Origin of the sequence: Luteococcus sp. Sow4_B9 (assembly GCF_052116585.1) — a bacterium.
GTDB lineage: Bacteria > Actinomycetota > Actinomycetes > Propionibacteriales > Propionibacteriaceae > Luteococcus.
Map to the genome: position 1 here is coordinate 1 of NZ_JBQKKT010000021.1, position 21,358 is coordinate 21,358.

19 protein-coding genes and 1 pseudogene are annotated in these 21,358 nt (G+C 67.2%); 11 read left to right on the forward strand and 9 right to left on the reverse strand.

The window, feature by feature from the left end; all coding sequences use genetic code 11:
• The coding region (locus tag ACTQ49_RS11790) for an integrase core domain-containing protein (protein WP_441828037.1) at window positions 1–399 on the forward strand (399 nt) is incomplete at its 5' end.
• Between the two features lie 36 nt (window positions 400–435).
• Here the strand turns inward: ACTQ49_RS11790 and ACTQ49_RS11795 are convergent.
• Together ACTQ49_RS11795 and ACTQ49_RS11800 are read right to left on the reverse strand one after the other, a co-directional pair.
• Complete coding sequence (locus tag ACTQ49_RS11795; protein WP_441828038.1) at window positions 436–1,959, reverse strand: transglycosylase domain-containing protein; 1,524 nt, start codon at window positions 1,957–1,959, stop codon at window positions 436–438.
• Window positions 1,956–3,821: a penicillin-binding transpeptidase domain-containing protein gene (locus ACTQ49_RS11800; RefSeq protein ID WP_441828039.1), complete on the reverse strand. Its 1,866-nt coding sequence runs from the start codon at window positions 3,819–3,821 to the stop codon at window positions 1,956–1,958. Before ACTQ49_RS11800 ends, ACTQ49_RS11795 begins: the two co-directional genes overlap by 4 nt.
• A gap of 83 nt (window positions 3,822–3,904) precedes the next feature.
• On the opposite strand from ACTQ49_RS11800, the gene ACTQ49_RS11805 reads away from it, so the two are divergent.
• The 3 genes from ACTQ49_RS11805 to ACTQ49_RS11815 are packed head-to-tail and all read left to right on the forward strand — an operon-like array spanning window position 3,905 to window position 6,853.
• Entirely contained in the window at window positions 3,905–4,735 is an 831-nt protein-coding gene (locus ACTQ49_RS11805) for a LysR family transcriptional regulator (protein WP_441828040.1), read from the forward strand.
• Window positions 4,728–5,531, forward strand: a complete 804-nt coding sequence (locus ACTQ49_RS11810; protein WP_441828041.1) for a serine hydrolase — start codon at window positions 4,728–4,730, stop codon at window positions 5,529–5,531. The genes ACTQ49_RS11805 and ACTQ49_RS11810 overlap by 8 nt, the downstream gene beginning before the upstream one ends.
• Window positions 5,528–6,853, forward strand: a complete 1,326-nt coding sequence (locus ACTQ49_RS11815; RefSeq protein ID WP_441828042.1) for a DUF4232 domain-containing protein — start codon at window positions 5,528–5,530, stop codon at window positions 6,851–6,853. Before ACTQ49_RS11810 ends, ACTQ49_RS11815 begins: the two co-directional genes overlap by 4 nt.
• Here ACTQ49_RS11815 and ACTQ49_RS11820 read toward each other — a convergent pair.
• Genes ACTQ49_RS11820 through ACTQ49_RS11835 form a run of 4 tightly spaced genes read right to left on the reverse strand, consistent with a single transcriptional unit; the run spans window position 6,828 to window position 9,636 of the window.
• Window positions 6,828–7,931, reverse strand: coding sequence for an ArdC-like ssDNA-binding domain-containing protein (locus ACTQ49_RS11820; protein WP_441828043.1), 1,104 nt, complete (start codon window positions 7,929–7,931; stop codon window positions 6,828–6,830). The two genes, ACTQ49_RS11815 and ACTQ49_RS11820, sit on opposite strands and share 26 nt — an antisense overlap.
• On the reverse strand, window positions 7,931–8,095 hold the full coding sequence (locus ACTQ49_RS11825) for a hypothetical protein (RefSeq protein ID WP_441828044.1): 165 nt from the start codon (window positions 8,093–8,095) through the stop codon (window positions 7,931–7,933). The genes ACTQ49_RS11820 and ACTQ49_RS11825 overlap by 1 nt, the downstream gene beginning before the upstream one ends.
• Window positions 8,096–8,134: 39 nt before the next feature.
• On the reverse strand, window positions 8,135–9,013 hold the full coding sequence (locus tag ACTQ49_RS11830; protein ID WP_441828045.1) for a nucleotidyl transferase AbiEii/AbiGii toxin family protein: 879 nt from the start codon (window positions 9,011–9,013) through the stop codon (window positions 8,135–8,137).
• Window positions 9,010–9,636, reverse strand: a complete 627-nt coding sequence (locus tag ACTQ49_RS11835; RefSeq protein WP_441828046.1) for a type IV toxin-antitoxin system AbiEi family antitoxin domain-containing protein — start codon at window positions 9,634–9,636, stop codon at window positions 9,010–9,012. The genes ACTQ49_RS11830 and ACTQ49_RS11835 overlap by 4 nt, the downstream gene beginning before the upstream one ends.
• 141 nt (window positions 9,637–9,777) lie before the next feature.
• Between ACTQ49_RS11835 and ACTQ49_RS11840 the strand changes: the two genes are divergently transcribed.
• From ACTQ49_RS11840 to ACTQ49_RS11870, 7 genes and pseudogenes are all read left to right on the forward strand, one after another.
• Window positions 9,778–11,004 carry a hypothetical protein gene (locus tag ACTQ49_RS11840; protein WP_441828047.1) on the forward strand — a complete coding sequence of 409 codons (1,227 nt, stop codon included), beginning with the start codon at window positions 9,778–9,780 and terminating at the stop codon, window positions 11,002–11,004.
• Window positions 11,005–11,122: 118 nt separating this feature from the next.
• Window positions 11,123–11,404, forward strand: a pseudogene (locus tag ACTQ49_RS11845) (nucleotidyltransferase family protein); the annotation flags it as partial.
• A gap of 158 nt (window positions 11,405–11,562) precedes the next feature.
• Window positions 11,563–11,640: a hypothetical protein gene (locus ACTQ49_RS11850; RefSeq protein ID WP_441828083.1), complete on the forward strand. Its 78-nt coding sequence runs from the start codon at window positions 11,563–11,565 to the stop codon at window positions 11,638–11,640.
• Between the two features lie 446 nt (window positions 11,641–12,086).
• On the forward strand, window positions 12,087–13,052 hold the full coding sequence (locus ACTQ49_RS11855; RefSeq protein ID WP_441828048.1) for a type IV toxin-antitoxin system AbiEi family antitoxin domain-containing protein: 966 nt from the start codon (window positions 12,087–12,089) through the stop codon (window positions 13,050–13,052).
• Window positions 13,049–13,957: a nucleotidyl transferase AbiEii/AbiGii toxin family protein gene (locus ACTQ49_RS11860; protein ID WP_441828049.1), complete on the forward strand. Its 909-nt coding sequence runs from the start codon at window positions 13,049–13,051 to the stop codon at window positions 13,955–13,957. Before ACTQ49_RS11855 ends, ACTQ49_RS11860 begins: the two co-directional genes overlap by 4 nt.
• 482 nt (window positions 13,958–14,439) lie before the next feature.
• Window positions 14,440–14,718 (forward strand): transposase, encoded by a 279-nt coding sequence (locus ACTQ49_RS11865; protein ID WP_441828050.1) that lies wholly within the window; start codon window positions 14,440–14,442, stop codon window positions 14,716–14,718.
• A 246-nt stretch (window positions 14,719–14,964) separates the two neighbouring features.
• Complete coding sequence (locus ACTQ49_RS11870; protein WP_441828051.1) at window positions 14,965–15,729, forward strand: transposase; 765 nt, start codon at window positions 14,965–14,967, stop codon at window positions 15,727–15,729.
• Window positions 15,730–16,083: 354 nt separating this feature from the next.
• On the opposite strand, the gene ACTQ49_RS11875 is transcribed toward ACTQ49_RS11870, so the two are convergent.
• The 3 genes from ACTQ49_RS11875 to ACTQ49_RS11885 are packed head-to-tail and all read right to left on the reverse strand — an operon-like array spanning window position 16,084 to window position 21,316.
• A complete protein-coding gene (locus ACTQ49_RS11875; protein WP_441828052.1) occupies window positions 16,084–16,704 on the reverse strand; it encodes a class F sortase in 621 nt (206 codons plus the stop codon).
• Entirely contained in the window at window positions 16,701–17,624 is a 924-nt protein-coding gene (locus ACTQ49_RS11880) for a class C sortase (protein WP_441828053.1), read from the reverse strand. The genes ACTQ49_RS11875 and ACTQ49_RS11880 overlap by 4 nt, the downstream gene beginning before the upstream one ends.
• Window positions 17,621–21,316, reverse strand: coding sequence for a DUF7507 domain-containing protein (locus ACTQ49_RS11885; protein ID WP_441828054.1), 3,696 nt, complete (start codon window positions 21,314–21,316; stop codon window positions 17,621–17,623). Before ACTQ49_RS11885 ends, ACTQ49_RS11880 begins: the two co-directional genes overlap by 4 nt.
• Window positions 21,317–21,358 lie beyond the last annotated feature (42 nt).

Genomic DNA, 21,358 nt, shown 5'->3' on the forward strand with positions numbered 1-21,358 from the left:
ATGACCACCGACTTGGTCCTGGACGCGTTGGAGCAGGCCCTGTGGTCACGTCAGCAGCAAGGCGTCACCAGTTTCACGGGGCTGGTCCATCACACGGATGCCGGGTCGCAGTACGTCAGTTTTGCCCTCACCCAGCGGCTGGTCGAGGCCGGAGTCGATCCATCGGTCGGGTCGAACCACGACCCCTACGACAATGCCCTGGCCGAGTCCACGATCGGGTTGTTCAAGGCCGAGCTGATCCGCCCAGAGGGCCCCTGGCGCAACGTCGAGCACGTCGAACTCGAGACCCTGCGCTGGGTTGACTTCTACAACACCATCCGCCCCCACGAGGCCCTGGACGACCTGACCCCGATGCAGGCCGAGGACCTGCACTACCATCGACCCAAGCTCACCGCCTGAGCCACCAAACCAAGTCTCCGGACACCCCGGGGCGGTTCAGGGTTTGCCGTCGGCGCGGGTGATGCCGGCGGCGTCGGCGGTGTGGGCGAGTCGGCACAGGCCGACGGCTTGTTCGAGCTGGATGAAGTAGGAGTTGACGGACTTCTGGGCGGCTGTGGTCATGGGAATGCGGCCGAACTTCTGGTCTGCGAGGTTCCACACGGTGTGGTTGCCGGTGAAGGTGAACGGGCCGTTGCAGGTGTCGAAGGTCATCCCGGACAGGTTGATGGAGGCGGGGCTGTCGTAGGTGAGGTGGCTGGTGAGGCCTTGGTCGAAGGCTGCGGCCATGGTGAAGGTCTTGAAGGTGGAGCCTGCTTGGTAGCCTTCGGCGCCGCCGTCGGCCAGTGGTAGGGGGTGGTTGTACCAGGTCTGGCCCTTCTTGGATCCCATCTGGGGTCTGGATTGGGCCATGGCCAGCACGCGTCCGGTGCCGGGTTGGACGGTGCTCATCACGGCGATGGCCGGGTCGGCGGGGGCGATGGTGTCGCTGATGGCCTGCTGTGTCTGGTCCTGCAGCTCCGGGTCTGTGGTGAGGCGGATGGTGAGTCCGTCCCGGTGCAGGGTGTTGCGGCGGGCTTGTTCGTCAGGGCCGAGGGCGGGCCAGGTGAGCAGTTCGCGGCGGGCGGCGTCGCAGATGAAGGGATTTCGGGTGCCGGTGCAGCCCGAGCGGACGCTGGTGACCGTCTGGGGTCGGAAGGGTTCCTTGCGGGCGTGGGCGACTTGTTTGGGGGTGGCGAGGCCGACGGCCTGCATGCGGGCCAGGACGGTGTTGCGGCGTTGCAGGGCTGCGGTGGGGTGAGTGACGGGGTTGTAGGCGGTGGGGCTCTTGACGATGCCGGCCAGCAGTGCGGCTTGGGCGAGGGTGAGTTTCTTGGCGGTGGTGCCGAAGTAGTGCTGGGCGGCGGCTTCGACGCCGTAGGCGCCGTCGCCGTAGTAGGCGAGGTTGAGGTATCCGGTGAGGATCTGGTCCTTGGTGAGCTTTTGCTCGACGCCGATTGCGTAGCGCAGTTCGCGGACTTTGCGGGTGATGCTGCGTTCTTGGGCGGCTTGGATGCCGGCCTTGTTGTCGTCGAGGAGGGCTTGTTCGACCAGCAGCATCTTGACGTATTGCTGGGTGATGCCAGAGCCGCCGCCGGCTTGTCCGTCGGTGGTGATGTTGCCGAGGGTGGCGCGGGCAATGCCCATGGGGTCGATGGGGCCCTGGTCGTAGAAGCGGTGGTTCTCGGCGGCGAGCTGGGCCTTGACCATCCAGGGGGAGACCTGGTCGAGGGCTACGGGTTGGCGGTTGAGGTCGTAGAGCCAGGCGAGGTGGGTGCCGTCGGCCATCAGGAGGCGGGTGCGGCCGGCGGGTTGGGGTGTGGCGAGGTCTTCGGCGAGTTGGGTGGACTGTTCGGCGACGGCGCGGATGGTGACGGCTCCCAGCAGCAGGGGTGGCAGGACCAGGCCCGCGACCAGGACGCCGCACAGGGCGCTGGTGGCGAAGAAGAGGGTCAGGTTCCAGAGTCGGCGGGTGGGGCTCATCGCAGCATCGCCTCGATGAGGGGGCCGGCGGTTCCCGATCCGGAGTTGCCGTCGACGACCATGGTCGCCAGGGCTACCTGCTGGTTGTAGGCGATCATCCAGGCGTGGGTCTTGGGTGGGGTGTCGGTGCCGTATTCGGCGGTGCCGGTCTTGGCTCCGTCGGCCAGGCCGGTGAGCATCCGGCCGGATCCGTGGGTGACGACGGCGTGGAGCATGTCGCGCAGCTGGTCGGCCTCGGTAGGGGTGAGTTCGGGTGCGGTGGGGATGGTCGTCTGGTGGTCGGGCAGCAGGACGGGCCGTACGGTGTGTCCGGCCTGGATGGAGGCGGCGACGGTGGCCATGGCCATGGGGCTGGCTTCGATGATTCCTTGGCCGATCATGGATTCGGCCAGCCCGACGACGCTCTTGGGGTCGGGTGCGGACCCGAAGAAGGCGGGCAGTCCGGCGTCGTAGTCCTGTCCCAGTCCCAAGGAGGCGGCGGCATCACGGATCTTGGCGCCGTCGACGCGGGCGTGCTCGGCGATCAGGCCGGTGTTGCAGGACAGGGCGATGGCGTCGCGCAGGGTCATGCGGCCGACCCGGTCGGCGGGGAAGTCGTTGTAGTTCTTGAAGCGGCGCCCGTCGACGGTCACGGTGCTGGTGCAGTTGACCATGCTGTCGGGGGTCATCCCGGAGCGCAGCAGGGCCAGTGCCGTGACGGCCTTGAAGGTGGAGCCGGGGGCGTAGCGGCCGAAGGTCGCATCGGCGGAGGTGGCGTTGGCCGGGCCGGTGGCGGCAGCCAGGACGTGCCCGTTGCTGGGGTTGATGCCCACGATGGCCGACGCTGGTTTGGTGGTGGCGAGTGTCTTCTCGGCCAACTGTTGCCAGCTGGGCACCAGCGTCGTCTTGAGCGGTGTGCCGGGGGTGGCGTCCTTGCGGTAGAGGGCCTTGTCCGGGATGCTGCCGGTGGCGCGTGCCCGGATCACCACCAGCTCGCCGGGCTTGCCGCGCAGTTGGGAGTCGTAGCGGGCCTGCAGTCCGCTTTGGCCGACCAGTTCGCCGCCCTGCAGGGCGCCCTTGGACGCGGCGACCTGTTCTGCGGTGGCGGGCGCGACGGTGCCGAGCAACCCGGTGGCGAAGGTTCGGGTGGGGCCCAGGACGGCTTCGTCAGGAATGCTCGTGGCGCCGGGAATCCCGGTCAGGTCATGGCCGTCAGTGGTATCTACTCGTACGACGAGGGCTTCGACGAACGCGGCCTTCCCGGCCGCGGTGACCTTGGCCTGGTAGGTCTTGGGGTCGATGTCGAGTTCCTTGGCGAGCGCGGCCGCTGAGGTGGGCCATTGCTTGGCGGGGATGTCGGGCTTGTTGATGCCGATGCGCTGCACGGGGCGGTAGGTCATGAGCGGGTCGCTGTCCGCGTCGGTGATGTCCGCACGCTTGGCCCAAGTGGTCTGGTGCGCGAGGCGCGTGTCCTTGGTGAGTGATGGGTGGACCACGGTGGGGGACCAGACCGGCTTCCACACCCCGTCCTGGCGGGTCAAGCGCACGGACGAGTCATAGGCCAGTTGCCCGGTGGCCAGCGGCCAGGTGAAGTGCAGCGTGGCCTGTGCCTGGTCGCCGTCCTCCTCCGCCGTCGTAACCGTCACTGTGGGGCGAAGACTGTCCATGCCCTTCGTGATCGTCGCGAGGTCGGATTGGGCCGCCGGGGAGACGGACCGGATGTCACCACCGGCGAGGGACTCGGCGAAGCTGGCGGCGGCGTCCTTCGCCGATGGCCCTCCCCAGGAGCAGCCCGACAGGCACGAGACGACCACAGTGGTGGCCACGAGCGCGTTCGCGGCCCGGGTGACGGGGTGATGGCGACGGATGATGGTCTGCTCCATGCGACCATCTCCGCAAACCTGACATGTCCTAGTCCAAGACCGATATGGGACAGGACCCATATCAACGGGGCACAGTGGTGGGTATGGATCTGTTGCGGCACCTCGAGTACTTCCTCGCCATCGTCGACGAGGGATCCTTCAGCCGCGCCGCGCAACGCCTCCAGATGGCGCAGCCCCCGCTCTCGCAGCGCATCAAGAGTCTGGAGGGCCAGCTGGGGTGCGAACTGTTCGACCGGTCACGTCGACAGATCGAACTCACCCCTGCGGGCAACCTCCTGGTCCCCGAAGCCCGCACGATGCTCCAGCTGGCGGCCGATCTGCCGCACATCCTCACCACCCATGCCGGACAGCGCCCCGTCGCCCGCGTCGACCTGCCCGACACGTGGCCGATCTGGCTCGTCACGGACCTGACCGCCGACCTGTCACAGCGTCTGGACCGCAGGATCGTGCCCCGACAGCTGCCAGCGCGGGAACGCTGCGGACAGACCCTTGACCAGCACCTCGTGGTCGCACCAGGACGTGGCAGCTACGAGGTCAGCACCGCGCTCGGGTTGGCGCTGCATCCGGGGCATGCCCTGGCCGCAGCAGGCGTCATCCCGCACCCCAGCGACTTCGCCGACGGGCAGGTGCTGTTGCTTGCCGAAGACGACTGGCAGCAGGACAGCCTGGCCTCGCTGCTGATAAGCCAAGGCGTCCCAGCCACGGCTGTGCACGCGGGGGTCGAGCATTCCACTGCCGTGGTGCAGGTCGCACTCGAGGACGCGTGTCTGGTGACCGATCGCGTCGACGCGGAGGCGAACCAGCTCCTCTGGCACCCCCTGCCGGGGGCGCTGCGTGTCTGGCACGTCGTCGGGGAGCATGGCGAGCAGCTCGCCACTGCTGCCCAGACGAAGGTGGGAGCACGGCATGGATGAGCTGTTCGCCCGTGTCGGGGTCGAGGCCGCCTGGCAGGTGACCGACCTGACGACGGGTGCCACGCTGGGCAGCCACGTGGACGAGGCCCTGCCCATCGTGTCGATCTCGAAGGTCGCGGCCACCATGGTGGCCTTCCGGCTGGCCGACCGGGACCAGCTCGACCTGCGCCGCAGCGTCACCCTCTTGCCCGACGGACGCAGCGTAGGCACCACCGGTATCTCGGCCATGTGCGATCCCGTCACGATCTCTCTGCGCGACGCCGCCTACTTGGCGCTCACCATCAGCGACAACGCCGCCGGCGATGCAATCTTCGACGCCGTCGGCGCCGACACCATGGCCGAAGAACTGGAGAGCCTGGGACTGGAGGAAATCCGCGTCCGAGAGCCGATGCGTGACCTGTACGACCGGCTGACATCCCACGGACCTGCCGCATTCGAGGCCGACGCGACGAACACCGCCACGCCCCGGGCACTGGTCAGGATGCTCGAGCTGGTCTGGACCGCCCGTGCAGCGTCTCCGGCTTCGTGCGCCACCATCAGGGACCTCATGCGCCGCCAGGTGTGGAACCAGCGCCTGGCCGCGGCCTTCCCCGCCACCGACATCGACGTCGCGGGCAAGACTGCCACCGCCGGCGGCATGCGCCACGAGATCGGCGTGGTCACCTACCCCGGTGATCGGCACTCCCTCGTCGCAGTCCTCACCCACCGCCTCACCGACGTCGACGACCACCGCACCGACGCCGCCATCGGAGAAGCAGCACGCCGCGCGATCCACCACCTCAGGAGGAACCGATGACCACTAGGCCCAGGGCTCGACTCGCAGCCGTACTAGCGGCCCTTTCCCTCGTCGGGTGCAGCAGCCACACCTTCGTGGATGACATGGACGGATACCAACCCTTGGTGCGGGCCTGGGAGGAAAAGGCCGCCGGGGCAGACCTCAGCGCTCCCGGGGCTGTTGCGGAGGTCCTTGACCCCGCCGTCTTCCGGGTTGACCACCCGCAGCTGTGGGACGACTTCCAATACCGTGTCCTACCGGACCAAGGCGACGAGCCCACACTGGCGCTGTGGATGGCGCGCACTGGCGCAGATCCTTTCGAGCCGGAAGTCGTCCACGAGCACGCCTGCGCCGCCGTGCGCGTCCAGGACCACCGCTTCGTCCTGGAGGGCACCGATTGCCCCGCGGATACTCCCACCACTCCGCCCGCAGAGGACGACCTGTCACCAGTAGTTCCTGCTCAGGGCCAGCGTCCGTGGGCGAAGCCCGGCACCGGTGACCTCACCCACGTGTGCCCCGCGGGCGAGGTGGAGGTGGTGGCAGACCAGCTGTCCACAGCCGGCAATTTCGACGAACTGAGGATGTCGGTTCGCAACGTGACAGACTCCCCGTGCGACGTTGTGGGCAGCCCGGGTTTGCGGCTGATCACCGGCGGAGAGGCCCGCGTTTTGTCCCGAGGAGGTGGCGCCCAGCGGGTCCGCCTGCAGCCGGGGGAGTCGACGACCACCACCCTGTCGTGGCGTCCGACCAGTGGTGGGGTAGACCAACCGCAGACCCTCGAGGTGACGACCGGGCGAGTAGACGCCGTCCAGGTCCACTTCGGCTATGGCACCCCGCGACGGCCCTTCCACCTCGAGTCAGGAGGCATCACGGTGGTCCCGTGGAGCGCCCCGACCACCCAGGTCAGCCTCGGCGACGTCGGCCGCGTCACACAGTTCGTCGCCCCCACCTGCCAGCCCGACGCCCTCACCGCAGCCCTGTCGCCGGTCCACTCATCCTCGGATGAACAGACCAATCCCAATCGTGGCGGCGCCACCCTGGCCATCAGCAACAACAGCTATCTCCCGTGCCAGCTCGACCATCTCTGGCTGCGCACCACCAGCGACCAGCCTGCTCAGTCGACCCACAGCCCGCAGCCCTCTCCTATGACGCCGGTGTCCACCAACCTCCGAGACCGCCTGTGGCTCCCCGGCCAACGACGCGAACTGCAACTGCGTTGGACGACGAGCACGACAGCGCCGTTCGCACGGATCTGGCTCGGCTGGACGGCAGGCAAGGTGCCCGTCCATTCACGAGGCGCCCAGATGCCCGCCACCGTCACGAACGTGGAGCTGCAGGACTGACCTCACGCCCAGGGGAGCAGCCGGACACCTCAACCTGGTGGGCCGGTCTCGAGATGGCCGTTGCCGGGAATGCCACCGGGGAGCCGGCGCGTTCGGGCAGCATCGCCGTGCGGTCTGCCGCGACGTTGCGGGCGACCGTCTCTGCCAAGGCTTGGCCAACGAAGCGTGTGCTGTCTGGTGCAGCGGTGGCATCGAGGATTTGGTGCGCCGTCTTGAGGACGCGGGTGCCAGTGGTGTGGATGACGTCGGCGATGGTGGTGCCGTTGGGGTGGTGGGGGAGTGCTTGTTCGGCCCAGCCGGCGACGTAGGTGAAGGTGTACTGGCTGCTGTCGAGGCCGTGGGCGGCGGTGACGAGGTAGGCGACGGATTCGGCCTCGACCTCGCGACTGCCACGACAGACCGGATCTGCGTCGGTGGTGGGCTGGTGGAGCAGTACGTGGCCGAGTTCGTGGGCCAAGGTCTTGACGGCCTGGGCGTCGTCGACGTTGTCGCGGATCTTCACGGTTCGGGTGGTGTAGTCGGTGTAGCCGTTCGCGCCGTGGCAGTCGCCTCGCTCCAGGCGGAAGCCCCGGTCGCCGACGAGTGTGGCCAGGGCTTGCCAGAGGCCGTCGGGTGCCTGGCCGGTGAGCAGGGCGGGGCGGGGTGGTTCGGGGACGGGGTCGCCGGTGGTTTGGCTGATGTCGAAGACGCTGGTCGGTTTGACCCCGACAATCTGGGTGGCCATGACGGGTTTGCCCTTGTCGTCGAGGAGGGGTGTGCCGTCGGGCTTGAGTTTGGGGAGGCGGCGGGTGACGGGCGCGAGGATGCGGATGCCGTGTTCGCCGCGGGTGACCTGGCGGTGGAAACTCTTCTGCCAGGTGGTGTAGCCGGCGACGAGGGTGGCGTCGGGTCGTTGGGTCCAGATCAGGATGGTGTTGTTGAAGCTGTAGTGGTGGAAGCGGCTGGCGACTCGGAGCCAGGCCTGCCACTGGTCGGTGGTGGTGAGGTCGGCGGCCTTGTTGGCGATCTGTGCGTGCAGGTGCTCGAGTTGTTCGGCTCGTTCTGCCTTCTGGGTTTCGGTGGGTGGTCGGCGGGCCATCACCGCACCGCCGGGGTCTGGGCGGTGAGTAGTTCCAGGGCGGCGTGGATGAGGTCGTCGACTTGGTCGTTGGGTGCGCCGGCGGCGCTGAGTTCGTCGGCCTCGGGGAGCAGCTGTTCGATGACGAGGGGACGATCGGCGCTCAGTTCGTCAGGGCGTGTCATGCCCACCCAAGCCGTGGGGGTTCTGACTGTGCCGGCCGGTCAGTGCTCCGTCTGGAGCGGCGACTGCTCTGCAACGGTGACGGCGCGGTGCCACGCTGTGAGGGTGACGTCGTGGGCTTCTTGGGGAGTGACCTGCGGCTGGCACTGGTGGTTCAAGGAGGCAGACCATTTGTCACTGGATGGGGTGCGTGTGGGCAGGTTCCAGGGCTTGGGGTAGCCGCCGGTCGGGCCGATGCGTTGATAGGTGCGTGCTGCCTCGGCGGTGATGTGTCCGGCGGTGGCCAAGGCCCACAGGTCGTAGAGGTCGCGGGGTGCGTTGCGGGTGGTGTCACTCCACGCCATGGTCTTGGCCACCACGAATCCGGCCGGTGTGGGCGTGGTGAGCTCCAGGTCAGGCAGAGCGTGGTAGCGCTGGTGGACCAGGGCGGTGCAGTGGGGAAGCGGAATGTAGTTGCGTCCATCGATGAGCTGGATCCGCAGCTGGGTGTCGCCGATCTGGTAGATGCAGGCCTCGGTGTCTCGCTTCGCCGCAGTGAGGGATGGTTCGGCCGTGACCTTGCCGAAGCTCCGGGCCAGTCGGGTCCGGATCGCGTCGTCCAACGCCTTGGCTACCGTTGGGCGGGGTCCGATGGAGAGTAGGTCGATGTCTTCGCTGAGACGCAGGCCATCAAGGATGGTGCGACTGAGTGCAGTTCCGCCGTAGAAGACGAACTGGTCGCGCAGGGGTGCGATGGCTGCCAGGACATGTGAGATGACGAAGTCGTGTTCGATCGACTCGCGGGGAACGCCGTAGTGCTGCATCTGTGCCCGCGCATCCGCGTCCGAGAGCTTGTAGCTCGCTGGGGCGACTGGTTGGCGTGTCACCCGGGCGCGGGGTGGCCGGCGGGCAGGGGGTGTGTTGTTGTCTGGGGTGGTCATGGCAGTGCCTCCTCGACGGCCCGGGCGAGGGTTCTTGCTCGTGGGTTCGCGATACCCAACGCGGTTTCGGGGTCGACGTGCGCGGCCAAGGCCTTGACGGCTGCGGTGGCTTCGTTGGACAGGCCCCCAAGCTGGGGTCGGGCGATCAGGTCGACAAAGGTCTGTTCGGGGGTGGTGACGAGGAAGGCGCCCAGACGGCCGGTCTCTAGCCGGGCGTCGAGTGCGTCGACGTCGGTGGTGGTGAACGTCACCCTTGTCTGGTCGGTGAGGACGACGGGCCGGTGCTGCTGCGGGACGGCGATGACTGTGGTGGCGATGGCTCGGGGGATGGCGTGGTGGAAGCGGGCGGCGCCGATGCCATACAGGACGGGGATTCGGTCGCCATACTGGGCTGTGGCGTAGGCCATTGCCGCTTCCTCGGGGTTGGGTCGCCAGGGCATGTCAGGGTCGATGTCGTCGGGTTTGACGGTGTAGGTGCCTGGGGCGATGCGCACGACACGTCCGGCGCGTTGCAGGCGTAGGAGCTCCTTCTCTGGGTTGGCGTACAGGTCGCGCAACATCACGGGGCGCACTGTGCGCAGCGGGGCAGCGGCCAGGGCGGCCGGGACACCTGTCGTCTTCACATCACACCTCCTGTATGCAAAAGACTACCTTGTAGGGGTCTGGATGCATATTGATGGGTGTGAGCGAGGTTTCGTGACCCTGTGGTGCAGGGCGAATTGCCAGGGGTGTGCCATGAATGTCGTTGGTGGCAGGATGGATGCATGCGAAGCGAGCTGGCCGACGAGGTCTTGCCCTTGATCCGCTCGAGTGGTGACCTGCATCGGTATCGGGCGGCCAATGAGCACGGCTACCAGATGCATGAGGCGGTTGACATCCTTGAGGGGGCGGTGGGAGTCGTGGATGCTTCGGTGGTCCATGACGTGTGTCAGCGGGCGTTGATGTCGTCGTTGCGGATCATCATGCGTGCCGATGATTCGGCCGGCATCATCGGGGATGCCTGTCAGCGTCTGATTGCGCTGCATCCGGTGACGGCAACGGCGGCCAAGGTGTCGCCGGGACGGCTGGTGGCGTGGATGATCAAGTTCCAATTCGACGAGGAGTGCGACTTTTTCACCTTGGATCCGGTGGCCTACGCGCCGGTGCTGGGGGAAGCGGGCATCGCGCGTTACCGCGCGGAACTGGCCCGACGACAGTCCGACCTGGCTGGGTGTGCGCAGGCTCGCGACGGCTACTCGCATGAACGGTTCGTGCTGGAGCACAATGCCCGCCGGCTCGCCGTGCTGGATCGTGATGTGGAGGCGATCATCGCCACTCACGCCAGGGACGGGTCGGTTTCGGCGTGGGCGCTGGAGACGGCTGAGGCATTCGTTGAGATCGCGGACGTGGAGCGGGCCATTGACTGGGCCCGGCGGGCGGCCTTGATGCCGCCCGAGCACCAGGCCCTTCGGGCAGGCAGATTGTGGCTGGACTTGCTGGCAGAACACCGCCCCGGCGAGGTGTTGCCCTCCAGCCTGGAGCTGTTTGAGCGATGGCCGAACCAGAGCACCGCGGCGCAGGTGCACGCAGCCGCGGGCGACAGATGGCCGGGACTGCAGCAGCAGGTGGTTGGACGCCTCAAGAGGCGCCCGTGGGAGGCCGTGGCCTTCCTGTTGCGTCAGCTGGCTGATGTGGATTCCGCGTGGCAGGTGGCCCACGAGCACGCGGACCTGGTGGGCGCTGGCTTGTGGGGCGAGCTGGCTGAGGCGAGGGGCCCTTCCCACCCCGAAGAGGCTGTGCCTGTCTTGGTCCGGCTGGCCGACGATGAGCTCCGTGAGACGGGTGCGCGGCACTACCGTGTCGCGGCGAGTCTCCTGGTTCGCGCCCGGCAGTTCGCCATCGCCGCTGGCCAAGGCGACGATCTCGATGCCGTCGTTCGTGAGATCCGCGAGGTCCATCGCCGTCGTCCGCGGCTGCAGCAGGAGTTCGACGCGGCCGGACTGGCACGGTGAGCTGGCCGCAGTGACCTCATCTGGAAGGTCCACGCCGCTGCTTGGGTGAGGCGCTGCAGATCGAGGTGCGGCAGGTCGGCGGCAGCATCAGGGTGCCGGTTAGGATCGATTCATGACGATGACTGTGGAGAGCCGGGATGCGCGCGTGCGTCTCGATGCGCATGCTCAGGGCATCGATGAGGTCTTTCGTCGCTATGGCGCGGTCAATCCGCGCCTGTTCGGGTCGGTGGCTTGTGGTGAGGCGACCTCCGAGAACGACATTGACGTGCTGGTTGATCTGGTTCCCGGCCAAGGCAATGACCTGCTCCGAATTGCGGGGCTGACCGAGGAGTTGGGCGGCCTGCTCGGCTGCCGGGTTGACGTCGTGACGGCCTCGATTCTGCGTGACGGCGTTGCGGAGACGGCGCTGGCAGATGCGGTGCCGTTGGGAGTCGGTCGGACGAGCAGCGGCTCAGCGACATTTCTGCGAGCATCGACAAGTTGCCGTGAGTACGCGACGCACTTCGGTGACGAACAGCTCGGCGTCTGCGCAATGTCGTCATCCACGAGTACTTCCGCATTGACCGCGCCTGGGTTGAAGACATCGTCCATACCCAGCTCGAAGCGCTGAGGGACGTCATCAACTCACGAGGCTGAGCTGGCCCGGACCTCCGAGAGAGATCCAGCCCACTCCCGACCGAGGTCGGGGCGGGCTGAACGATTGGTTCCAGGCTACCGCACGCAGTCCCTGCGGGGACTCCAAAGTTTGGGCAGTGCTCACCGAGCTTGTGATGAGGTCGTCGACCTCGTGGTCAGGGGTGCCTTGGGCGATGAGTTCGTCGGCTTCGAGGAGGAGCTGTTTGACGATCAGGTGAGGCGGGGTATCTGCGTGGCAGCGTGCAGTCGCTGTCTTCAGTGCGAGCGCCTTTGGGAAGATCTGGGATGGACGATGAAGTCCCCGAAAGCGCACTGGCATGCTACGGCGCCGGACTTGGACCTCGATCGGAGGCCCTGTGTGCCGGAGCTCTCTCCTGTCGACCTTAGCGCAGCTGCTTGGTTGCTAACATAATGAATGTTAGTATTCCAGCATGAAGAGTGGTGAGGTGCGCAGGACGCTGGCCGAGATCACCGGGTCTCAGTGGGGTCTGGTGACGTCTCGGCAGGCGCTTGCGCGCGGCGTCAGTCACATGCAGCTGAGCCGGCTCGCTGACACGGGCGACTTGGTGAGGCTTGCCCATGGCGTCTACCGGGATGGCGGAACTCCTTCTGGTGAACTTGACGAGCTCCGTGCTGCGTGGCTTTCCACGAAGCCAACCGCGCTGGCCTATGAACGTCTGGCCCACCATCGGTCGGAGGTTGTCGTCTCGCTGGCGTCCGCGGCGAACCTGCTCGAGATTGGCGACTTTCGCCCCACGAAAGTGAGCTTCACCACCGCGGCACGTCGGCAGACACAGAAGACCGACATCCGCTACCGGTCACGCAAGCTTCCCGACAGTGACATCACCATCGCCGGGGGCCTGCCCGTCACGACGGTGGAACGTACCATCGCCGACCTGGTCGAGACGGACGAGGACCTGAGCACTGTTTCCGATGCCTACCGAGACGCGAGCCTGCGCATGACCGTCAACCGCGACCGACTGGAGGAGCTCCTGGCGCCACTGGCTCAACGCAACGGGCTTCCCAAGGGTGACGGCGCTGCCCTCCTGCGCAGGGTTGAGGAACTCGCTGGCCTCGACATCGACAGCGTCGCGGCCCGTGTCGCTTCTGCGCCGGAACTGGCTGCCCGAGTCCTGGAAAACCTGTTCCCCGATCTCGCGGCCATGAGGTCTGTGGTCCCGACGCCAGACCTCATCGGGCTGCTGGGTCAGGATGTCATCGCGGCGATGAGACCAGTCGTCACACCGGTCAGGATTCCGGGTCTAGAGCAGTTTGCCCCAGCGCTGCCGGTCATGACCATCCCCCAGAACGTCCTGAAGGATCAGCAGGAAGCCACCTCGAAGATGCTCCAGCCCATCCGTGAAGCACTGGCGAGCAGCATCCCGGCTCAAGTGAGGAAGCTGGAACCATGAGCCCCGAGCCATACCCGACGCCAGTCGCGGTAGAAGCCGCCATCAAGGACGCCGCCCGGAAGGCAGCCAAGTTGGATCCCGATCGTAGTGTCGGTGATTTGATCCAGCAGGCGTACTTTGACAGATTCTTGACCAGGCTCTTCCTCTCAGACGGGGGCTGGATGCTGAAGGGCGGGGCCAGCCTGCTGGCCCGGGTTCCCGCGGCAAGGTCGACGACGGACCTCGATCTGTTCCTCAAGGGTCACGGCCTGGACGATGCGCTTGCAGAGCTTCGTGCGGCCGCCGGTCGTGATCTCGGTGATTGGTTCCGTTTCGAGCACGTCGACCACCGGCCCACCCTTGGTGGTGACCAGCAGCCCTACGCTGAGGGCTATCGCGTCAGCTTCGAGGTCTACATTGGCGCCGCCAGGCGCGGGAGGTTGAACGTGGATCTGGTGGTCAAGGTGGCCACCACAGTGCCGCCGGAGGTCCAGCACCCCGCCAATGCGCTCGACCTGCCCCGGCTGCCCTCGGCTGCCTACCGGCTCTATCCCCTGGTGGACCAGATCGCCGACAAGGCCTGCGCGACGTTGGAAGGCCACAAGGGCCGGCCATCGTCGCGGGAGAAGGACCTCGTCGACCTCGTCCTCATCGCCACCACTCACGACATCAACGGCGACGAGCTAGGCACTGCCTTGGCGACCGAGGCCATGATGCGCAGACTCGACCTTCCCAGCGCCTTCATAGTCCCCGCCGCATGGGGGCGCATCTATGCGGCCAAGGCGAAGACGATCCCCGCCATCCGCGCGTACGACGCCGCAGCTGCACGAGAGCTCATGGCAAAGTTCCTGGACCCGGTCCTTGATGGTTCCTGCGTGAGCAAGATGTGGATAGCCGACGAAGGCGCATGGTTGCTGATGCCGTGAGGGAGTCATGCTCGAAATGAGCCTGCCGAAGGTGGCTGTCTGGTGTGTACCATCGCCCACCGTGTCCCACATATGTCCCACGGCGCCGCAATGGGTTCCGGGTCCACGGGGGAAACGCCTAGTCAACTGGGGGAACGCGGGCGAAGTCCCTTGGTTCGAGTCCTGTCGCCCCGACCAATTCAAGAACTTCGCTCACAAGGCGTGTCTCCTAGGTGACTAGGGGGGAACGCCTTGTTTCATGTCTCGGTCCGATCAGCACCAAGGGGCCTCCGAGGGACTTGTGTGGACATTCATCTCCCACGTATCTCCCACGACGAGAGGCTCGACATGACGACGAAGCGGACCACCTCATCACCGACCAGCGATGGGGGAAACGCCAGTGACTTGCGTTCCCCTCAAGGGTGTCAATGTCCCGCGTCAAGCTTTCTGGCAGGCCGGTTATGAGGGCATGATCGGCGTCTAGGGAGCAGGAGGACCCGATCATGGGACGACCACCGGTGTTCAGCCCGGAGACCAAGACCCGGATCGTGCTGAGCGTGCTGTCCGGCGAGGTGTCGGTGGCCGAAGCAGCGCGCAAGGAAAAGGTCTCCGAGCAGTCGATCGGCCGATGGAAGGCCGAGTTCCTCGAAGCAGGCAAGACCGCACTCGCGGCCGGGAAGTCCGGCCCGTCGACCCGCGAAGCCCAACTCGAGGCCCAGGTCGAGGACCTCACCCTCGCGCTCGGCGAAGCAGCAGTCGAATTGCGTGTCCAGAAGTTGTAGCGCGGAGGGCCGCCTGGGCCCTTCGAAGACCTCGAGGTAATCCGGAAAGAGGCGGGAATGTCGACCTCGAGGTTCTGCGAACTGCTCGGCATTCCCGAACGAACGTGGCGACGCTGGCAAGCACGAGCCCGGGCCGGCAAACCGGTCAAGGGGCCGTGGCCGGCCCCATCACGTGACCAGCACCGAGCGGCTGTGGTGGCGATGGCCAGCAAGCATCCTGCTTGGGGGCGTCACTTGATCTGGGCCATGGTCCGTCACGACGGGCACCTCGTCTCGCCGTCGACGGTGTTGCGGATCATGGCCGACGAAGACCTCCTGCTCCGTTCTGACTACCAGAAGCAGCGCCGCGAACTTGCCAAGCAGCGCAAGGCCGCGTTCGCCGCGCCACCCACGAGGCCGAACCAGGTCTGGCAGTTCGACTTCAGTGAGTACGAGACCACCGGCGGCGGAACGTGGCGAGTCGCCGGTGTTGCGGACTACTACTCGAAGTACGAGTTTGGCTGGCACTGGTCCCCGACCGCGAACCAGCACGACGCCATCGCCGGGGTCGAACTTGCGCTGGCGGAGGCCGAAGCGATGCTCGACGGCGGCGTGTCCATGGTCGACCATCTGACCGACCCCGACACGGGTGAGATCGTCCCGATCACGCTGGTCACCGACAACGGCGGCCCATTCCGCTCGTTCCGTTTCGTGCACTTCATCACCGCGCACCCGGAGCTGCGTCATGTCCGGACCCGTGTCAGGACGCCCGGGCAGAACGGCGTCCGCGAGAGGGCCTTCCAGAGCCTGAAGTACGAGCGGCTCTACCGCGAACAGATCGACGACGCGCTCGACCTGGCCCGTGAGGCCGATGCTTACCGGGCCGAGTTCAACACCATCCGCCCGCACCAAGCGCTGTCCTGGAACCGGCCCCCGGACGTCCACCGCGGTCTGGCCGACCCCAGCATCCCCAACTTTCCCGAGCCCGAAATCCTGCCAGAAAGCTTGACGCGGGACACATTGGCCCAATAGCTGAGCGTGGCCATCGAGACTGGAGTACCCAGTTCGGCGAGCTGTTCGACGAGCTCAGCCAGGGTGATGCGGCGATGCGCCACAGCAGCAGAAACTGCCTCCGCGAAGCCTTCCGTACCTGCAACAGAACGATTTCGGCGATCCGCTAGGTCTCCTCGAGAGAGCACGCCGGCGTGTGAACGCACGACTGTTCGAGAAGATCAGCGCTGTGTCCATAGACTGGATGGCAGTCGGTGGTTTCACTGTCCATGTCTACGCTGGGTGGCAACGGTCATCGCGTCTCGATGATGTAGCACCTCGCCATCCTGGATGGCGCGATGCCCGTTCCCTTGCCACGACGCGCGTTGCGACGCTTCAGGGCAGCGGCAGGGCCTCGACGATGACATTGTCCGCGTACTGGCGGGACCCGTCGGGCAGGACGGTGAGCTTGCCTCCGCAGGTGACCAGTACCAGCCTGGACTCTCCGTCGGGCTGGAAGATCCGCCGGGGGAGGGCCTGCTTGGGGTGACTGGACAGGGCGGTGGTGACGAAGGCGTGCGGCCTGCCCTTGGCGTCGTTCACCCAGATCTGGGTCCCGGGACGAACCTGCCAGAGCCTGGCGAAGGGGGACAGCGTCAGGTTGCGGCTGTTGACGTGCGCGGCCACCAGGAAGGCGCCCTTGTCCAGGGTGGAGCCGTTGGCGTGGTGGACACCCGTGGTTAGGGAGTCGTCGAGGTCCAACCATCCGTTGGTGACCGTCGTGTCGTGGAATCCGACGGCGACGTCCAGCTCCGGGATGAAGACCATCCGCGGTTCACGGCTGGTGGGGGGTGTCGCCGCCCGGGGATTTGTCCGGGCGGAGGGCAGGTTCCACGTGCTTCCCGGCAGGGGCATTGCGTCGTCGGCATGCCACAGTCGCTGCGCGGCGGGGACCACCAGGAGCAGGGACGCCGCCACGGCGACCAGGCGGATGGCCCAGCGGGTGGTGGTGCTCATGCCGCACCCGGCACGTCGGCGCGGCGGGCCTGGCGCTTCCGACGGGCACGGCGCCGGTCCTCCCGGACCCATCCAACGACGAGCCATCCGAGCAGGAGCAGGGCTAGGGCGGACAGTCCCAGTCGCATCCGCATCCACGGTTGGACGTGCGGGACGAATCGGTCCCTCTGGGTGGCCTGCGGAGCCTGGGACAGGGGGATTCTGTCCCCGGTGACCAGCAGGCGGTGGCTGTTGATGCCGTAGGGGGTGCAGGTGATCAGGGTCACCTGGTCCTTGTGCGGATTGCGTGCCAGCGGCTTGAGGTTGGTGGGCAGGACCACGTCGGTGCGGGTCACCTGGTAGGCGAACGTCTGGCCGGCGACGTCGAAGAAGAACTGGTCCCCGACGCGCAGTTCGGGCAGCCGGTCGAAGGCACTCATGTTGGGCAGGCCACGGTGGGCGGCGAGGGCGGCATGGGTGCCCTGGCCGCCGACGGGCAGCGAGCTGCCGTACATGTGCCCGGCGCCCCGGTCCAGGACCGCCTCGGTGGTTCCGTGCCGCACGGGCAGCACGACGTCAAGCCTCGGGATCCGCAGGCTGGCCATCACGTCGGTCTCGGCGAGTTGGGCCAGGTAGGTGCGGTACTTGGGGTCCTTGCCCGGATCACTGCCGGTCCACGGGTCACTGATGGCATTGGCGGGCAGGGAGGCGTTGTAGGCGCGGGCCTTGGCCAGCCACTGTGCGTTGAGCGGCGAGCGGGACTGCTCCTCCACGGCATGGCGCGCGTGCTGCGCGGCCTTCCAGTCGTTGAACCAGGTGCCCACGACGGGGAAGAGGGTGACGCCCATGCTGGCCAGCAGCAGTGCGACGACGGCGACCCGGTAGGGCCATTCCCGGCGTCGCACCGCCGTCCCTCCAGCAGTGGTGGGGGTGCTGCTCACGCGCGCCGGCCGTGACGACGGGAGGCGACGAGGGCGGCAGCCAGCGCGGCCAGCAGCAGGCCGGCCAGTCCGCGTCCGACCCCGTGCCCGCCGGTGCTGGGCAGCGCGTTGCCGAGGTTGTGCACGACGTCGGTGACGGTGACCTGCTGCGGAGTCGTGGAGGACTCGACGGTGAAGGTGACCGGCGCCGCCAGCAGTTCGTGCCCGGCGGGTGCCGTGGTCTCCACCAGGCAGTAGACGGTGTAGGCGGAGCCGGCGACGGTGGGCTGGTTGGCGGCGTAGTCATAGCCGGCCAGGCGCATCCCGGTCAGGGTGACCCTGCCGTCGGAGCCGGTGGTCAGGCCCGTCGCGACGGGGGTGCTGCCGGGGGCGGTGGCCGTCCGGCAGACGTCGCTGGCCGGGGCGGGGGTGGATCCGTCCCAGGCGGTGGAGGTGGTCTGGAACAGGGAGAAGACGGCTCCGGACAGGGTGGCGCCGGAGGTCGCGTCGGTCTTGGTGACCACGGCCCTGCCCAGCGGGGCGACCGGCGTGACGGTGCTGCGCTCGGGGGAGTTGACCGGCGGGTTGTCGGTTCCGGTGTACGGCGGGGTTCCGGTGGCGATCGCCTTGTTCACCACGGAGCCGGCGGTCACGTCGGCTGCCGTGATGGTCCAGGTCCTCGTGGCGTCGCAGGTGGCCGAGGCGCCGGGGGCCAGGCTGGCGGCGCACGCCATGTCGGTCAGGCCCAGCAGCTGGTCCGTGACGGTGACCGGGGCCAGGGTGACCGAACCGGTGTTGGTGACGGTGAAGCTGTAGCTGATCACGTCACCGGCGTCGGTGATGCCATTGCCGTTGGTGTCGGCAACCCCCTTGACCTTCTTCTGCAGGTCCAGCGTCGGGGTGGGCGGGGTGACGGAGGCGCAGGCGGAGTTGTCCGCGGTGGTGCCGGTCTCCCCTGTGGCAGTCACGGAGTTGAACAGCCCCTCGCCGGGCTTCGGCGTGGCCGAGCAGGTGTCCGCCGCAGTGGCGGTGGCCGTGGTGGCGTGGAAGGTGATCCGCACCTGGTAGGTGTCGCGGGTTCCGGCCGCCAGGGTCCTCGAGGTGCCGATGGTGTACGGGGCGGCACCGGTCAGGGTGGTCCAGGTGTTGCTGCCGCTCATGCTCCACTCGGCCTTGGTGATGGCCAGGTTGGAGGCGAAGGCCGGGGTGTCCATGATCGGCCCGTAGGTGGCCGGCACGGCGCCGGTGTTCTGGGCCACCACGTCGTAGACGACGGTGAAGTCACCGTTGGCCGCGACGGGGGAGACGGAGTTGACCTTCTTGGTGATGTTCAGCGCCGGCTTGGCGGTGTTGACGAAGGTGCAGGTGATGTTGTCACCCACCTTCGGGGTGAGCGCAAAGCTGGTGCCGGTGGCAAGCGCGACGGTGGTGCCCCCGCTGGTGGTGTTGGTGCACTGGTAGGTGGAGGTGTAGTTGCCGGCATTGGCGCTCATCACGTCGGTGAAGGACAGCGCGGGGTAGCTGCCGTCGGCATTCGCGGCCAGGGTGACGATGCCGGTGGTGGCCGTGACCTTGGTTCCCACGGTGCTGCCGGTCGTGGTGGTGGTGCCCAAGACGGTGGCGCCACTGGCGAAACTGACGGTGGCCTGGTCGGTGGCCGCATTGCGGGTCAGTTCCTTGACCAGGGTGATCCTGGGCTTGGGGATGTTGGTCCAGGTGCAGGTGATGTCGTCATTGCCCTTGGGCGTGATGGTGAGGCTGGTGGCGGTGCCGGAACCCACCGTGGTGCCCCCAGTGGTGCCATTGGTGCAGGTGTAGCTGGTCACGTAGCCCGCAGCGTTCGCGGTGGTCTCCCCCAGGGTGATCGCGGGGTAGGTGGTGCCGCTGGTGGGGTTGATGGTGACGACGCCGGTGGTGGCCGTGGTGGTGGCCGTGGTGTCACTTCCGGTGGTGGTGGCGCTGGCCAGCGTGGTGGTGCCGTTCTTGACGCTCAGCGTCGTCTGGTCCGTCGCACTGGCCCGCAGCAGGTTCTTGACCAGGGTGATCCGCGGCTTGGGTGTGTTGGTCACGGTGCAGCTGATGATCTGTCCCATGCCGACCGTGGTGGTTCCCTGCGAGACGAGCGTCGCGGATCTGGTGGCGCCCGCGAAGGTGGGCGCGGTGGTGGTCAGGCCGGACCGGTCGGTGCACGTCCACGTCTGGGTGTACTTGGTCAGGTCGGTGCCGCCCACCGAGAGCTCCTCGAAGCCATAGCTTCCGGCCAGGACCGCCTTGGGTCCGGTGCTTGCCTGGTGGGTGCCGGTGGCCGGGTCCAGGACGGCCGTGCCGGTGGTGGTGGCCGCCGCCACGACGGTGGAGGCGGAGTCCTTGACCTGCACCTGGAACTGGTCGGTCGGGTTCACGCGGCCGGTGACGTCCTTGTTGATCTCGACATTGGGCAGGGAGATGCCAAAGGCGCCGCCCTGCATCGAGTAGTTGCTGGTGGTCAGGGAGATGGCCGCGGTGGTCGGGGCGTCCGCATAGCCGACGATGGCCTTGGTGTAGTTGTTGCCGGTGCCGGTGCAGCTGACCGTCGTCGTGCCCCACCCGGTGTCGGCGCAGTCTGTGACGTGGTACAGGCCCAGGGAGCCTCCCGTGCCGAGGAAGTTCTGGATGGGCTTGTTGGAGGTCATCTTGAAGACCTCGGGGATGTCCACCTGGGAGTTGGTCGATTCGGCATCGGCCATCACCAGACCCCACCCGCTGGTGGCGGTGGCGCCGGTCCGGGTGTTGACCAGCTTGAGGTTGTTGAGGGTCACCGTCTCGGTTCCGCCCTGGATCATCTGGGGGAAGCTGGTGTTTATGCCGGTGCCGGTGTTGTAGAAGGACGGGATGTTGGCGCCGCCGTAGTTGCTCATGCCCAGGGCCGCGCCGCTCCAGGTGGGCGAGTTGTAGGTGGTGAGCTTCAAGTCGTTGCCCGTGAAGCTCACGGTGTAGGTGAGCGTCCAGTCGGACGGGGTGCCGTCGGCATTGGGCACCACCACGGTCTGGGTGCCGGTGGTCTTGCCGATGGTCATCGGATCCCAGCCGGCAGTGGCCAGCCAGCACACCGACGACAGCGAGCCGCTGTTGACGCCGAAGCTGGTCAGGGTGCAGCCATTGCTCACTCCGGTCAGGGCATTGGTGCTGGTGGGCGTCGACGACGGCTGTGCCAGCGGCTGCGTCACGGTCAGGTTCGCCAGGGTGACGCCATTGCGCTTGGCACCGGTGATGGTCACCGGCTGCTTCAGGGTGATCTCCTTGCCCGTGGTGTTGGCCGCCCAAGTCTGGGTGCAGGTGGCCACCACCTTGGTGCCACCCCAGACGGCCCGCGGCCAGGTGGTGGTTCCGTCGGCCCACTTGAGACTGCCGGCGTCGCAGCCGGCCGAGATGTTGGCCTTGTCGATGAGGATGTCGGCGGTGCGGTCGGTCGAGACGCCGCTCTTGTTCTCGATCGTGATGGTGTGGGTGATGGTGCCGCCCGCGGCCGGGAAGACTGCGGGGCTGGTGGTGTCCGTCAACACCCACGTGCCACCGGTGATGGTCCCCGTGGCGGTGACGGTGTTGGCGCTGGCCGGCAGGGTTCCGGCCAACAGTCCCAGCGAGGACACGAGGCCGAGCAGGAGCGCGAGGACCAGCGACGGGCGCCTTCCCGTGATGCGGGCTCTGGCCCTGGGGGTGTGGGTGGTGACCATGTCCTGCATTCCTGACTGTCGTGCCAACTGCGTGTGGGATGT

Coding starts and splice junctions, on each gene's coding strand:
- ACTQ49_RS11795 (WP_441828038.1), bottom strand. CDS start 1,959: ATGAGCCCCACCCGCCGACTCTGGAACCTGACCCTCTTCTTCGCCACC.
- ACTQ49_RS11800 (WP_441828039.1), bottom strand. CDS start 3,821: ATGGAGCAGACCATCATCCGTCGCCATCACCCCGTCACCCGGGCCGCG.
- ACTQ49_RS11805 (WP_441828040.1), top strand. CDS start 3,905: ATGGATCTGTTGCGGCACCTCGAGTACTTCCTCGCCATCGTCGACGAG.
- ACTQ49_RS11810 (WP_441828041.1), top strand. CDS start 4,728: ATGGATGAGCTGTTCGCCCGTGTCGGGGTCGAGGCCGCCTGGCAGGTG.
- ACTQ49_RS11815 (WP_441828042.1), top strand. CDS start 5,528: ATGACCACTAGGCCCAGGGCTCGACTCGCAGCCGTACTAGCGGCCCTT.
- ACTQ49_RS11820 (WP_441828043.1), bottom strand. CDS start 7,931: ATGGCCCGCCGACCACCCACCGAAACCCAGAAGGCAGAACGAGCCGAA.
- ACTQ49_RS11825 (WP_441828044.1), bottom strand. CDS start 8,095: ATGACACGCCCTGACGAACTGAGCGCCGATCGTCCCCTCGTCATCGAA.
- ACTQ49_RS11830 (WP_441828045.1), bottom strand. CDS start 9,013: ATGACCACCCCAGACAACAACACACCCCCTGCCCGCCGGCCACCCCGC.
- ACTQ49_RS11840 (WP_441828047.1), top strand. CDS start 9,778: ATGCGAAGCGAGCTGGCCGACGAGGTCTTGCCCTTGATCCGCTCGAGT.
- ACTQ49_RS11860 (WP_441828049.1), top strand. CDS start 13,049: ATGAGCCCCGAGCCATACCCGACGCCAGTCGCGGTAGAAGCCGCCATC.
- ACTQ49_RS11865 (WP_441828050.1), top strand. CDS start 14,440: ATGGGACGACCACCGGTGTTCAGCCCGGAGACCAAGACCCGGATCGTG.
- ACTQ49_RS11870 (WP_441828051.1), top strand. CDS start 14,965: ATGGTCCGTCACGACGGGCACCTCGTCTCGCCGTCGACGGTGTTGCGG.
- ACTQ49_RS11875 (WP_441828052.1), bottom strand. CDS start 16,704: ATGAGCACCACCACCCGCTGGGCCATCCGCCTGGTCGCCGTGGCGGCG.
- ACTQ49_RS11885 (WP_441828054.1), bottom strand. CDS start 21,316: ATGGTCACCACCCACACCCCCAGGGCCAGAGCCCGCATCACGGGAAGG.